The following is a 14,765-nucleotide window of genomic DNA, read 5'->3' as shown; positions in this document are numbered from 1 at the left end:
ATCTTAGTAATTAAAAAAACTAAATTATGAATCAATCATCAATACCTCTATTAAAGCTTAATAATATATCAAAACAGTTTTTTGAAACTTCTGTATTGGATGAAGTCAATTTTGATTTGTACCCTGGTGAAGCTCATGCCATCTTTGGTCCAAATGGAGCTGGAAAGTCTACTTTAATTAAAATTATTACTGGTGATTTACAGCCTACAAGTGGAAAAATTATTTTAAACAATGAAGAATTAAAAATTCATTCTGTCCATAATGCGAGAGAGCTTGGAATTAGTGCAGTGTTTCAAGAGTTCTCATTAGTTCCTCAACTCACTGTTGAAGAAAATTTATTTCTAGGCTCTAATGTTTCAAAAGGGCTATTTCTTAACAAGAAAAAATTGCATAAAATGGCTTGTGAGACCATGGATAGACTCGAGTTCTCTATTAAACCTGAAGAAAAAATAATTAACTTATCTCATGCCGAAAAAAGAATGGTTGAGATTGCAAAAGCATTCCATACAAGGCCCTCAATAATGATTCTTGATGAGCCAACTGCCTCTTTGGCGGAAAATGAAACAAACCATCTTTTTTCAATGATTAAAATTTTAAAAGAAGAAGGCATTGGTGTAATTTATATCACTCACCGAATGAAAGAAATTTATACAATATGTAATCGCGTAACAATTCTTCAAGATGGTAAAGTAGTTGAGACTGATAAGGTCTCTAAAATTGATGAGCAAAAATTAATTGAGCTTGCTACTGGCCGAAAAATCAAAAACTTTTTTCCTGAGATAAAAAGCCATCCTGGCAGGACGCTATTAGATGTAAAAAACCTAAGCATTCCAGATAGTTTCTTAAAGGATGTATCAATCAATGTAAGGGCTGGAGAGGTAGTTGGACTTGCAGGACTTGCTGGATCAGGAAAATCTGCAATTGGTCGGGCATGCTTTGGTATTAATAAAATTAATTCAGGCAACATAACTTACTTAGATGATGTTGTATATGACAGTTCTAAAAATATCAATGACATTAGTCCAAGAGCAATGCTTGATAGAGGAATGCTTTATGTACCCTCTGATAGAAGGGCTGAAGGACTTGTAATGGAACATAACATCAGAGAAAATATTTCTTTACCATCACTAGGGCTTCCAAAATTTTCAACTGGCTTCATGGTAAATAGAAAAAATGAAAAAGATATTGTTGAAAAGATTGGGCAACGATTAAACTTCAATAAGGGTATTGAAAATAAAATAGAGCAGCTATCTGGTGGTACTCAACAAAAAGTAATGCTTGCTAAAAGTTTTGCTCGAGACGTTCAATTATTTATTCTTGATGAACCAACAATAGGAGTAGATATTGGTACTCGAGTGTCAATTTATGAACTGATAAGCGACTTTTGTGATGCAGGAGGAGCAGTTCTCATGATCTCTTCTGATTTAACCGAACTAGTTAACTTATCTCATAGAATCTATATTATTAATGAAGGCAGCTTAAGTGCTGAAATAAACTCTGAAGAGTCAAGCGAACTTCTAATCCAAAACTATTTTTTGAAATCTAGAGAAACTGAAATCAAAGTCTAACTTTTAAAAATAAATTGAGAGCTAAGAGTTAATCAAATGTGAAAGAATAGCTCTGAACTTTGCAGGTTGAATTGGTTTTAATAACACTGGCAGCCCTTTTTCTTTAATGCTTTGTATATGAGACCTTTCTACATCTCCAGTTATTATTATGCTCGGAATTACAGACTCTAACTCTTGTTGAACTAGTTTAACTACATCAACACCTGAAGCATCTCCTGGTAATCGATTGTCAGCCACAATAATGTTTGGCAATAGGTAATCTGGAGACCTAATGATATTTTTGATTTCGTCCAGGTCTCTTCCAGAATCGACAATACAGCCCCAAGATTCCATTAACTGAATTGAAGCTTTTAAGACATCAATATCGTCTTCAACTAACAAAATTCTAGCACCAGTTAAATCCATAATGTTAGAAATAGCTTCAAGTTGAACTTCACTATTCTTCGCTTCACCAATTTCAACTAATACAGAAAAGCATGAGCCACCTCCGAGAGTAGATTTACAATCTATTGTATGGTTAAGGCTTAGAGATAAACGCTTCGCTAGAGCCAGACCAAGACCAAGCCCCTTGCTTCTATCTCGCTCTTTATTTTCAATCTGATAAAAGTCCTCAAAAATATTTGGCATTTGATCTTCTGAGATTCCACAGCCCGTATCCCAGACTTCAATTGAAACCTTATTGCCCCTCTTTCTGCATCCCATCATTACAGATCCAGCTTCAGTATAACGAATGGCATTTGACATATAATTACCTAATATACGTTCCAATAAATCAGGATCACTTCTAACAGTAATACTAGAAGGAACGATTCGAAACTGTAAGTTTTTATCTTTTGCTAAAGGTGCGAATGATTGAAAAATACTAGTAAAAATATTATTAATTGAGAAGTCTTCATATCGAGGCTTAATAGCTCCAACCTCCAATTCAGAAACATCTAAAAGAGCATTTAAAAGTCTTGCAGTTGAAGCTGAAACTGAATTTATATCTTCAATAATTGTAAGAATTTTTTCATCTTTAACTTTAGATTTTAACGCTGCTATGTACATCTGCATTGCATTTAAAGGTTGACGTAAATCATGGCTAGCTGAAGCTAGAAATAGTGATTTGGCTTTATTGGCTCTATCAGCATCTTCCTTAGCATTTTGAAGTCCGACTCCTTGCTCCCATAAGTCCTCTTTAAGCCTGTTAAAACTTCGCCCCATTCTTCCAAGCTCATCCTCTCTTTCTAATATATTTTGCTCATCTTCTAACCTTGTCACTTTTCTTAACGGGGTGTATCTATTTATTGAGTCAGTAAGTAACTGTAAAGGCTTTGAAATATTCATCCTTACAATAAGAAGAATCATTGATATAGCAAATAAAATAGAAATAATTGTTGTTATAACTATATAACTAATAGCGATTCTTTCAACATAAATTATTTTTTCTTTAGAGGCATTAATAACATTTTCTAATTCTTTACTTACTTTTTCTGCCTGAATAATAAGAGACTCTTCAGTAGATAAAATTTCATTGAGGTTTTTGATATTTAGAGTAAGTATTTGTAAATTATTTTCAAGGAATAAGTTACTTACAACTATTTGATTATATTTTTGAGAAACTACTCTCAGCTCATAGAGTTCTAAAAGTAATTGCTCTTGATTATCTACAATTATGTCGTTATTTGAAGCTACGTCATTTTTAACTTTTCTAATAAAATCCTCAGTATCAGCAATTGACTCCTTTAATTTTTGACTAGCTAATGAAAATTTATCCTGGATTGATTTACCGCCTAAGAGCTGCACATATTTATCGTAAAAACTTGTTTTGTCACCATCCTGGTTAACGATTTGGGTAACCGTTATATAGAGCTCATTGAGACTAAGCCTTTGGCTATAAACACTATCATCAATTCTATGAATGGACTCGATTAATGGAATTGTGATAGAAGACATTTGTTTGGTTTCGCTGCCAACTGTGTAGATTTGCGAAAAAGCAACTAGCATTAATGAAATAAAAGCAATAATTTCAATAAATATTAAAGTTAAGATTTTTTGATTAAGAGATAACCTATTAAAGAGATTTTTTTTAATTTTTTTCATATATTAATTGTGAATTTTTAGATCTCAGAATCTAAGAAAACATTCAAATTTAATGAATTATAAAAAATCATTCTTATTCGGTCACTATTTTTTTAGGGTTGATAACATTTGCTGCCTAAAATACTCAGCACTAATAGCTACTATAAGCAACACACCTATAACAACCATCTGTAAATATGAACCAACTCTCATTAGGTTCATTCCATTTTGTATTAAGATAATAAAAAACGCCCCTAAAACAACATTCTGAACTCTACCAACACCACCAAGAAGGCTTACCCCTCCAATCGCACAAGCAGCAATGGATAGTAATGGATAACTTGCACCAATGTTAGGCTCTCCAGTTTCCAGCCTTGCAGTAATCAATAAAGCCGCAAAACTCGTTATAACTGCAGAAAAAACATAAGCACTCACTATATAAATACGAACATTAATGCCAGAAAGTTCTGCTGCTCTGATGTTTCCTCCTATCGCATAAAAGTACCTCCCCATCTTTGTCATATTAATAAAAATATAAACCACAATAATAAAAAATAGAGTGATCCATATAGTTAATGAAATACCTAGAAACGTGCCATAGCCAAAAATATTCGTGAATGATTCGGGCATTCCATAGATTGGAATTCCTCCAGTAATAGTAAGAGCTAACCCAAAAATAATTGAAGACATGCCAAGAGTCATTATGAATGGGGGTACTCGTAAAAAAGCAACACCAAGGCCATTGACTAGGCCAATACACGCTCCAACCAGAAGACCTGCTAAGCAGCCTATAAAAATTGCCTCCCAGCCGGAACCGTATCCAGACCACAAAGCCACCATTGTCATCGAAGCAACTACAGAAGTCATTGCAAGAATTACACCAACAGAGAAATCCAACCCTGCAGTGAGCATAACTACCATCTGAGCCATAGCCACAAGAATAAGATCTGAAGAATGTCGTGCTACGCCTAGAATATTTTGTGTAGTTAAAAAATTATCACTAGCAAATGAGAAAGTAATTAGAGCTACACCAAGAAACCAGGGTAATACTCCAGCTTTAATAAATGAATTGGACAAGAATTTCTTGAGTATTGAAAAATAATTAAAAAATTCACTCATATTTATATTTACTTAATAAACCCAAGAATATGACAATACATCAAAGAAAGTTAAAAAAAATAGTTTTAAAAAAAACATACTAACCATCATTTTTATTCATGATTGTAACATTATTAAACATTACTTTACCAATAATATAAGAATTAATACATACTATTGACTATGGTATGTGATAGTAGTAAACTGCACCTATACTTTTGGATGTTTTAAAATAGAATTTCTGTATATATAAATTTCTAAATAAATACATAGCCATTAGTCTGAAGTGACTCCTATTTCAATTTAGAGGTGTATTTAATTGGCCGAACAAGTGCAAAAGACAGTAGAAGATGATCCTTCAGATTTACCAGAAATACTAACCAAATTTCCGGGTGAGCTTCATGTTAAAAACGTAAGCAAATCATTTGGAGTAACTAAAGCCCTTGATAATGTGTCCTTTACTGGATATTTTGGTGAAATCCATGCAATTATTGGTGGAAATGGCTGTGGGAAAAGTACATTAGCTAAGGTGCTCGCGGGTGTCTTGCCAATTGATTCAGGGAAAGTGTCAATTAATGGCCATCACCCATCTACACCAAAGGAATCTCGCGATTTAGGTGTTTCAATGGTATTTCAAGAGGTTCTTGTAGCAGATGAAGCATCGATAGTTGATAACTTATTTATTGGTATTGATGGTTTTTTCTCAAAATCAATGTCGGATAAAGATAAACAAGATAAAGCTAGAATTTTATTAAGTGAATTAGCTGATGAAGATATCGATCCCTTAATGCCAGCTGGAAATCTTCCACTAAGTACTAAAGCCTGGATTACCATTGCTAGAGGATTACTAAGTGAGCCAGATTTACTAATTTTAGATGAATCATCAGCTGCATTAGATTTTGACTCAACTGAGCGTCTTTTTAATAAGATGAGAGAACTACGTGATAAGGGGACAGCAATAATAATAGTAACTCATAGAATTGCAGAGTTAGTTAGAATCAGTGATCGTTGCACAGTTATGAGAGATGGGAAAGATGTTGGTGTTTTAGAAAAAAGTCAAATTACTGAAAAAAATCTTTTACAACTGATGACAGGAAAAGATCAAAGCAAAGACTCAACTAAACAAGATGCTCACAAATCATCTCACTCACAAGTAGCGCTCAGAACTCAAAATATGAGGGTTTGGCCAACAAGTGATTCTTCAAATTTTGAATTAAATAAAGGCGAAATAGTTGGAATCACTGGACTAGATGGCCATGGTCAAGATGACTTTGTTCGAATATTAGCTGGTATTGCACCAGCTGCAGAAGGAGTAGCTGAAGTCAGCACAAATCATGGTGTTGATTTTTCTTCGATTAACACTCTTGCAGATGCAAAAAAATTTGGAATTGCATTTGTTTCAGGTGATCGAAAAAGAGAAGGAATTTTACCAAATCTAAGTATTGTTGAAAATTTAGCAATTTCTATGTACGACAAAAATACCAATATACCCGGCGTTCGCCTTATTGAATGGGGTGCAATAAATGACATTTATGATTGGGAAGTAGAGAGATTAGCTATTAAAGCAGGCGCCAAAGAAAATTTGATTACATCTTTAAGTGGTGGTAATCAACAAAAAGTAATGCTAGGACGTGCTTTTTCCACCCATCCCAAGACTTTGGTTTTATTAGATCCTGCTCGTGGAATAGATTTACAAACTAAAAGAGATCTTTACAAACAACTAAGAGAATTTGCGGATGAAGGAAATTCAGTAATTTACATGTCAAGTGAACTTGAAGAGTTCATAGGGTTTTGTTCACGTGTAATTGTATTTCGTAATGGCAGCATTTTTGAAACATTTTTAGATCAAAAAATTAATGCTGATGGAATTCTTGAATCAATGTTTGGACATATTCAAAATCAAGATAGCTCTGATATAGAGCATAAAGAGTTGGTGAACTCAAACTATCCTGAAAACACAAAAATGGAGAATGAAATGAGTGAATATAACGTAAGTAAATATTTCAAAAATGAGATCAAAACAGAAGCCTCAACTAAATCTTCAAAGCAGGATTTCTCACCTTCTGATGAAGAAAATTTTAATTCAATAATCAATTCTTCTGAAAATCAAAATAATGATGACAAAAAAGTTGAAAAGAAAACAGCTGAGGAATTAACCGAGTCTTTTGAATATTCTAAAGATGATTCAAATCAATTTGAAAAGTTAATGAAATTCAAAAAAAATCCTAACCAAAAAATTACTTTGGGTCAGGCAAATAAAGTAGATGGTTACTCAGCAGCCGACGAAGAGCTATTCAAAAAATTTGAAATTGAAGGTGATAGTAATGAAATTAAAAATGAGCTAGATAGAGGCTTTAGTAGTCAAAAAATCACCTCCTCTAATAATATAGATCATAAGAGCGTTAAGTCAAATACTCAGGAATATAGTAAGGAAGATTTAGAAAAATTTGAAAAATTATTCTCTAAAGAATAGGGTAATTTAATATAAATATTACAAAATGAACTTTTAACAATAATGGAATTAATCAAAAAACAAGAATCAAATTCTGGGGCTAGTACATATCTTATAGTTCCTATAGTCATATTCTTCCTATTACTTATATTTGCAGTTATTAGAGGCCCATATATGGTTTCAAGTACTGGATTTGGCGGTTTAATAATTGTTGTGGCTCCACTAATACTTGCAACCTATGCATTAACAGTAATAGTTATGGCTGGAAGAGCAGGAGTTGATTTATCAATTGGGCCATTAATTGGATTTATCAATGTTGGCATGATTCAGCTAATCGGGCTAGGTTTAATTGAATCACCAATTGCAATATTTTTATACGCCATTGGTGTGGGTATTGCTTATCAAGTTCTAATGGCTTTAATAATTGTATTTGTTCGAGTGCAGCCAATTATTGTGTCATTAAGTGGCTACCTCTCACTTGTTGGATTGAATCTCATAATTATGCCTCGACCATCTGGCTTAGCGCCTGATTGGATGTATAGCTGGGGAGCTGGCACTACTATTTTTTCTCCCGTTTTAGTAATATTAATAGTTGCAACAGCAGGATGGTACTTGCTTGCTCAAACAGCCTTCTGGGGTAATTTAAAAATGATGGGTTCTGATGAGCGAGCAACCTACACAAGCGGAGTTAATATAAACATGGTTCGTATTGGCGCTCATGTTATAGGTGGTATTTATGCAGGACTTGCTGCGATTACATTTACATCTCTAATTAGCTCTGGTGATCCAAGTCAGGGAACAACTTACACACTAATGGCAGTTACTGCACTTGTCCTGGGTGGAGCAAATTTAGCAGGTGGTCGAGGAAGTGCATTTGGCGCCCTTCTAGGTTCACTAAATATATTTTTAATTACCTTTGCACTTTCAACTTTTAACTTTGGAAAAATGCAGAGTTTTGTTACCGATTTCTCATATGGACTTATGCTGGTTGTTTCATTATTAATTAGTATTGCGATTCCATTTCTTCAAAAACGTGCTCGAGGACTATCGCCATCCCTGGTGTTTTTAGTAATGGGAATAGTTTCCTTAGGGGTAATGGTAAGCGTATCGATGGACAAATCATTTGGAGTAAAAAGATATAAGGCATTTGTAGCTGCTGTTGAGCAGGAAACTATGTCAGCAGGAACAATTATGTTTCTTATAATTATTGGGGTGGCATTGACTGCCTATATTATCAAAGTTGCTTTTAAACATATAAGTGGCCCAATGATTGGACTTATGATTGTTGTAATAATTACTGCTTTTGGTCTAATATTTAATCCTGATTCTACTTCAGAAGTAGTTTTCTCACCAGCTATGATTGATTATTCAATAATGATATTTAGCATGGAGGAAATCTCGAGTTCTTCATCATTCCTCTCTATTAATGCATTAAGTAAGACAACATATCTATTAATCGGTCTAGTAGGTGTAGTGCTATTGTCATCACTAATAATTCTGACAATGCTTCCAGGAATAAAAACTAGTATCAAGCGTTTAGCAATGATAATGTGCATTGCTATTGTTCCAGTTATTGCAATTGGAGCTGTATTTTTTCAAGATGCAGATAAGGGATATTTAACAAGTAGTTTCTCAGGTGAAGTTTTTGCAATACTAATGGTCTCTGCACTTCTCTTCACAATTACCATACCTTTAGTTCATACAAAAATAAAAAATATCAACAATATTTTTATTGGCGCAATATCTATTATTTTCTTAATTGTTATGTACTTCTTTATAGGCAATAGTGTAGTTTCAGTTGACTCAAATATAGGCGTATTAACAAACTATTCAATGCCAATTATTCCAACTGGAGTAGAAAGTTTACCGACCAAATTTATTGAATATACGGCACCAATAAGGATGAATGTTGATGCCAGTGGAATGGCACTAATTACTGAAATTGCCTACATTGCCATTATTATTGTTTTATTACAAGTATTTTTACGCATTGCTATGGGAGAAACTAGTTTTAATAGTTTTTGGAAATATTGGTATATAGCTGCTTTTGCTATTCTAGCTTGGGGCAGTTTATTTTATGCAATAGGTGTGCCAATATGGAAGCTCATTGTCATTATTGGAATCACAATTATTTCTGCACCAAATGTAATGCACATAATAAGCACATACATTATTGGCGATCATAAAGATGATGCAATAAGCAAATGGGAAGGATAAATAATGAAAATATTTCAAAATAATTGGGTTAAAAATGCGCATTAATAGAATGGGAAAAGCTGCCTTTTCATTTTATAAATGGCTGGGCTTTATTGTTGCTTTAATAGTTTCAGTTATCAGTGCTGTTTTAGGTTTTATTGATAACACTCCCTCACAACTTGTTATGCTTTATACAGTTGCAATCTTTGGTTCAATCTTATGGGGCTGGCATCACCTTTCAGTAAGATGGACATACATTGACGGCCTTGAAGAGGAAGATCTACAATTAGTAGAAAATATAGAAATCCAAGATAAGGAGTCTACTGAAAGCTACTTTAGTTTCCTTATCAAGAGTAACAAGGGTGCCATTATTGGCATATTAGCAATGATTATTGCATTTGTTGGACTTGCCTTTGCTATGGATGATTTTCTTCAATGGCAAAATATACTTTCATTGGTGGTATTTTTTCTAACTCTCTTAATATTAATCATCACCAACTCAGTTGCGAAAAATAATAAAAGTGCGCTTATGGGATTAGCAGTATTAATTGGACTTTTTATTATGGGTTCATTAATTGTAGATGGCTTTATCTCAACTTTGAATCTGAAATCAATGCTTCTTTTTGCATCATTCCTTGGGCTTGCATGTATTGGACAAACACTTGTAGTATTACTAGGCGGATTAGACTTATCAGTCAGCTTTGTAATTGGAGCTGCAAATATTGGCTTAATGTATTTAATCACGCTAGGAATTCCTCCATGGATCTGCATAGTTGCTGTTTTATTAATGGGATTAGGTGTTGGAATAGTTAATGGCTTATTAAGTTTTCGTATACAAGGTCAAGCACTTATCTTAACTCTGGGTGTTGGATTTGTAGTTACTGGCGCCGTTCAAGCCTTAACAACTATTGGTTCAGATTTTGGAGGAAGCGTTTTTGGTGTTGTGCCAAAGTGGTTGTCTAATATAGCTGCAACAAATGGAACTTTTATTGGCATTAGCATCCCGCCTGTTGTTGTAATCTGGGTTGTTTCATCAATCCTTATGATTATCGCACTATCAAATACAACTTGGGGAAGAAACCTATATGCAGTAGGTGGAAATCGGACAGCTGCAGCAAGATTATCAATATCAGAGAGGGCTTACTGGATAGGAGCATTTGCAATAGGGGGGTTTGTTTCTGCACTAACTGGTATTTTACTTTTAGGATGGAGTGGTGGTGGGTTTGTTGGCGTTGGTGGTCCTTATCTTTTTCAAACTATAGCTGCTGTTGTAGTTGGAGGTACTTCACTTCTTGGAGGAAAAGGAGGATATGGATTTACAGTTATTGGTGTTCTTGTTTTACAAGTTCTATCGTCATTTTTAGTAGGCATTGGATTAAGCTATGAAGGGCAACAATTTGTTTTTGGCCTGTTAATCCTCCCTATGGTAGCTTTATATGCCAGATCACCTCATATAAGAACACAAATTTAAATATAAATTAATCATGATGTCTAAAAATAATTCAAGGATACAAATAAAATGACTAGCGCAATAACATGGATATTTATATTTTTAGTCCTTTATTGGTCTTACTGTTTTTTTTGGGGAGTTCGAGCTTCAAAGCAAATATCATCTGCAGATGACTACTTCCTATCTGGTCGTAGTTTATCGCCATGGGTATTTGCTATAGCAGCAACAGGAATATCCTTTGCAGGATGGACTTTTATTGCCCATCCTGGACTGATTTTTAGAGATGGATTTCAGTTTGCAAATACTTCATTTTTCGCCATAGCTGTTGCAATTTCTGGAGTTGTTCTTCTCAAAAGACAATGGATGCTTGGAAGGCGTTTTAGATTTACTACATCTGGTGAAATGCTTTCAGCATACTTTAAAGACGACACCCTAAGAGTTATATCAGTTTGTATTGCACTTTTATTTGGTATTCCATTTGCTGCATTACTCTTTGGATCCTCAGGATTCCTAATAAGTGAATTAACTAATGGTATTTTTTCACGAAATGTAGCTATGTGGTCATTATCTGGATTTGTTCTTTTATATTCAATCATGGGTGGAATGCAAGCAATAGCAAAAATTTCAGTAGTGCAGACTATACTATTTTTCCTTGGAATGATTATTTTGGGCTTATTTGCTCTTGATCTTGCTGGAGGCTTTGATTCATTAAACCAAGGCTTAGCAAACATTGCAAAAAATATAACCAGTCATCTTGGAAAAACTAAAGGCATGGGTGGAGGAAACTTCCCAGGATACTTCGCAATTCCTGGTGTAATTCAATTTACTGATGGCATAGGAATTGAAACCCCAAAGGGAGGACCATGGACTGCAATTATGACTCTTACATTTATGATGTCAGTTATGGGAATTCAATCCTCACCAACATTCACAATGCTTGGGTTTACCAGTAAATCGACCAAAGGCTTTTCAATTCATCAGATATGGGGCGCGGCAGCCTGTGTGGGTATTATCATGTTTTTATTTTCCACTCTACAAGGAGTAAGCGCAAATCTACTAGGAGCAAATAGTGCGGTTAATCAAGCAGGATTTGCAATTGCACAGCATTTGCCAGAACTATCTAAGGCGCAATATACTGAACTGGTAATGCATTATATTAAACTTGTAGGAAGCACTTCACCATGGATGGTTGGCTTCCTTGCTATCTGTGCTATAGCAGCATTACAAGTCACTGCAGCTGCATTTATGTCTACTACTGGAAATATTTTATCTCGAGATATTTATGTTCATTATTTTAATAAAGATGCGGATTATAAAACTCAAATTAAAGCTGCAAAACTCCTTACAGCGTTAGTGTTCTTTTGTGGAATGCTATTAGCTTCATTTTCGATGGAAGCCACTCTCATTCTTGGAAGTCTAGCAATTGCTTGCTCATTCCAACTTTGGCCATCATTATTGGGTGTCACATGGTTTCCATGGATTACAAAAAATGCAGCAATTGCAGGTGTAATTATTGGGATTATTGTAGTTATCTTCACCGAAATATTAGGACAGAAAATAACTGGCGGACGACTACCTTGGGGAGTATGGCCCTGGACAATTCATTCAGCTGTATGGGGTATGTTTTTTAATATTTCAATCTGCTTAATTATTTCTTTAATGACCAGCCAAGATCCTGATAAAAAACATAGGGATACATTTCACTCATTTTTCCAAAAACACTCTGTAACAGCTTCTAATGATCGCTGGTCTAAGCCAGTTGGAGGGCTTTTATTAATGGTATGGATGTTTTTTGCTATTGGCCCAGGATCAATATTTGGAAACTTTATCTTTGGCAAACCTAATGCTGGTTATGATTCTTGGATGCTTGGAATGCCATCAATTTGGGCATGGCAAATTATTTGGTGGGCACTAGGTGTAGGATTAATTTGGTTTTTAGCTAATAAATTAAGAATGTCTACTGAGCCTGAAAAAGAAATTGAATCAATAAATCAATAGGCTAAGATTTTTTTCTTATTATTTTGAATAAATTTTGTAAGTTTTGGTGACACTGAAACCGGCTCTTGATTTGCATAGTCTTCATGGTTCTTAGCAACTGACTCTAGGTCATATAAGTAATTAACCATCACTCCCCAAGAATCATCTAGAGCACTTTGATTAACATTTGCATCTGTATGAATTTTATAAAGAGATGCGCCATTACCAAGATGAAAATGAGCAACTGGATTAATAGCTTGACCATTTTTACGTTTAACTTGAGTTAAGTAATAATAAGTTAGTCGATTTAATACTAATGGATTTGGCTTATTATCTTTACAACATTCGCTAATATCATTAATTATATTTTCAGGCAAATCTTTATCTTCTAATAGGTTAATTTTGTTAGACCATTTCTTCAGCCCAGGAACAGGCGAGAGAGTAACAAAATGCTTGATTTGTTTGAATTCCTTCTCAATTTCAGTGACTACTTGCTTAATCAAAAAACTCCCGAAAGAAACGCTCTTTAGTCCCATCTGGCAATTTGAGATAGAATAAAAAACTGCTGTTGTGGCGCTAAAAGGATCAATTGGTTTAACGCTTGTATCAAGTATTGGCATAATTGAATTTGGCGTATCGTCCATCAATGCAACCTCAATAAAAATAAGAGGCTCATCTGGAAGTGCTGGGTGAAAAAAAGCATATAACCTTCTGTCATCTGCAGCCACCCTATTTTGTAAATCCTCCCAATCTGAAATATCATGGACAGCTTCGTACTGCATGATTTTTTCCAACACTCTAGCACTTGTCGACCAATCAATGCGCTCAAGTCTTAAAAACCCCCTATTAAACCAAGACTTAAATAAATGAACAAAATCAGAATCAAGTGATTTAAGCTCTGGAGAGGCTTTAATGCACTCTAACAATGACTCTCTCATCTTTAAAAGCACTGATGTTCCATTAGGGACTTGATTTAACCTTCTAAGAAGCTCATGACTCTTAGGTTCAATTAATTGATGAAGTTTCCTGAGCTGACTTTCATCATCAATATTTAATTCAATGAGAGCTTTTTTGAGAATAGGCCGATCGACGCCAAATTGATCAAGTAACTGTAAAAAAAATGACTTTTTTTGCTCTTCTGAAAGAGTATTAAAATCTTCCAAAATTATTTTTGCAAGAGAAAATAATGTTGCCTCTCCATTTTTACTTACTAACTGATTGCAAAGAGTGATAATACTTTCAGGAGTGGATACTTTCTTATTTGAACGCCCCATACGGATACGCTGAATAAGAGAGTTTAAAAAGTTTTGATGCTGAGTCATGTCTAAATAATAATTTTCGTTTAATTTTATACTACTTTTTCTTTCTAGCTTCTTAGAAAGAATTGGTTGAAAAAAATGAAAATATATACTTAATAACTATTCAATTGAACTGAATCGAAAAACATTAACAGCAATATAGTCATTATATGCAGCGCCTGATTGAAGCCAAGTTTTTGCCTTTAAGGCTGAAATTTTAGGGCTCAAATTATCTTCAAGGTTTAAGTATAGGCCATATTTAAAAGTATAGTCTTCTTCGGTTAAGACTAATAAATCGCCATTTGAACTAATGAGGGTTTTCTCTGGCATACCTCCTTGCTGAGATACAAATGCAGTTTGACCATACTCATCCATTAGGCTAGATAACTTAGCTTCGAAATACTCCTTACTAAGAGGGCTATGTTTGTAATAATTCACGTGAAGATCTTCAGCCTCTTCAGCCAAATAACTTCTTAAATCTTCAAATGAAGAAAACACCTCATCTTCAATCCAAAAAATTACAAATGCACCATTTGAATTACCCAGACCCAATGACTGGTCTTCAACCATCAACAGCGCAGAGCCATCTAGTATCGATTGCAAAAAATCTTTATCTAAAATTGTTATCTCTTCATTAAACTGACTTAGATTCATAATTTTTTCAT

At 34.3% G+C, this 14,765-nt stretch carries 9 protein-coding genes; 5 read left to right on the top strand and 4 right to left on the bottom strand.

Annotation, left to right across the window (positions count from 1 at the left end; translation table 11 throughout):
- The first annotated feature begins 26 nt into the window (after positions 1 to 26).
- Positions 27 to 1,568: a sugar ABC transporter ATP-binding protein gene (locus tag ABXT49_RS02820; protein WP_416653014.1), complete on the top strand. Its 1,542-nt coding sequence runs from the start codon at positions 27 to 29 to the stop codon at positions 1,566 to 1,568.
- Between the two features lie 21 nt (positions 1,569 to 1,589).
- On the opposite strand, the gene ABXT49_RS02815 is transcribed toward ABXT49_RS02820, so the two are convergent.
- Entirely contained in the window at positions 1,590 to 3,650 is a 2,061-nt protein-coding gene (locus tag ABXT49_RS02815) for an ATP-binding protein (protein WP_416653013.1), read from the bottom strand.
- A gap of 84 nt (positions 3,651 to 3,734) precedes the next feature.
- Positions 3,735 to 4,748, bottom strand: a complete 1,014-nt coding sequence (locus tag ABXT49_RS02810; RefSeq protein ID WP_416653011.1) for an ABC transporter permease — start codon at positions 4,746 to 4,748, stop codon at positions 3,735 to 3,737.
- A gap of 310 nt (positions 4,749 to 5,058) precedes the next feature.
- On the opposite strand from ABXT49_RS02810, the gene ABXT49_RS02805 reads away from it, so the two are divergent.
- From ABXT49_RS02805 to ABXT49_RS02790, 4 genes are read left to right on the top strand one after another with little or no spacing between them, the layout of a single operon-like run.
- Complete coding sequence (locus tag ABXT49_RS02805) at positions 5,059 to 7,200, top strand: ATP-binding cassette domain-containing protein (protein ID WP_416653010.1); 2,142 nt, start codon at positions 5,059 to 5,061, stop codon at positions 7,198 to 7,200.
- Between the two features lie 42 nt (positions 7,201 to 7,242).
- Positions 7,243 to 9,396: an ABC transporter permease gene (locus tag ABXT49_RS02800; RefSeq protein WP_416653009.1), complete on the top strand. Its 2,154-nt coding sequence runs from the start codon at positions 7,243 to 7,245 to the stop codon at positions 9,394 to 9,396.
- 34 nt (positions 9,397 to 9,430) lie between these two features.
- Positions 9,431 to 10,846: an ABC transporter permease gene (locus ABXT49_RS02795; RefSeq protein WP_416653008.1), complete on the top strand. Its 1,416-nt coding sequence runs from the start codon at positions 9,431 to 9,433 to the stop codon at positions 10,844 to 10,846.
- Positions 10,847 to 10,894: 48 nt separating this feature from the next.
- A complete protein-coding gene (locus ABXT49_RS02790) occupies positions 10,895 to 12,823 on the top strand; it encodes a sodium:solute symporter family protein (RefSeq protein WP_416653006.1) in 1,929 nt (642 codons plus the stop codon).
- Here ABXT49_RS02790 and ABXT49_RS02785 read toward each other — a convergent pair.
- Together ABXT49_RS02785 and ABXT49_RS02780 are read right to left on the bottom strand one after the other, a co-directional pair.
- On the bottom strand, positions 12,817 to 14,124 hold the full coding sequence (locus ABXT49_RS02785; protein WP_416653005.1) for a malonyl-CoA decarboxylase domain-containing protein: 1,308 nt from the start codon (positions 14,122 to 14,124) through the stop codon (positions 12,817 to 12,819). The two genes, ABXT49_RS02790 and ABXT49_RS02785, sit on opposite strands and share 7 nt — an antisense overlap.
- A 96-nt stretch (positions 14,125 to 14,220) precedes the next feature.
- The gene (locus tag ABXT49_RS02780) at positions 14,221 to 14,754 is read right to left on the bottom strand and encodes a hypothetical protein (RefSeq protein WP_416653003.1); all 534 of its coding nucleotides are present in this window, start codon (positions 14,752 to 14,754) and stop codon (positions 14,221 to 14,223) included.
- Positions 14,755 to 14,765 lie beyond the last annotated feature (11 nt).

The organism is Candidatus Pseudothioglobus sp. Uisw_086 (genome assembly GCF_048085745.1).
Lineage (GTDB): Bacteria > Pseudomonadota > Gammaproteobacteria > PS1 > Pseudothioglobaceae > Pseudothioglobus.
The sequence above is the reverse complement of the archived record's forward strand: the minus strand, read 5'-3'. Positions and strand labels throughout refer to the sequence as shown.

Coding starts and splice junctions, on each gene's coding strand:
- ABXT49_RS02820 (WP_416653014.1), top strand. CDS start 27: ATGAATCAATCATCAATACCTCTATTAAAGCTTAATAATATATCAAAA.
- ABXT49_RS02795 (WP_416653008.1), top strand. CDS start 9,431: ATGCGCATTAATAGAATGGGAAAAGCTGCCTTTTCATTTTATAAATGG.
- ABXT49_RS02790 (WP_416653006.1), top strand. CDS start 10,895: ATGACTAGCGCAATAACATGGATATTTATATTTTTAGTCCTTTATTGG.
- ABXT49_RS02810 (WP_416653011.1), bottom strand. CDS start 4,748: ATGAGTGAATTTTTTAATTATTTTTCAATACTCAAGAAATTCTTGTCC.
- ABXT49_RS02780 (WP_416653003.1), bottom strand. CDS start 14,754: ATGAATCTAAGTCAGTTTAATGAAGAGATAACAATTTTAGATAAAGAT.
- ABXT49_RS02800 (WP_416653009.1), top strand. CDS start 7,243: ATGGAATTAATCAAAAAACAAGAATCAAATTCTGGGGCTAGTACATAT.
- ABXT49_RS02815 (WP_416653013.1), bottom strand. CDS start 3,650: ATGAAAAAAATTAAAAAAAATCTCTTTAATAGGTTATCTCTTAATCAA.
- ABXT49_RS02785 (WP_416653005.1), bottom strand. CDS start 14,124: ATGACTCAGCATCAAAACTTTTTAAACTCTCTTATTCAGCGTATCCGT.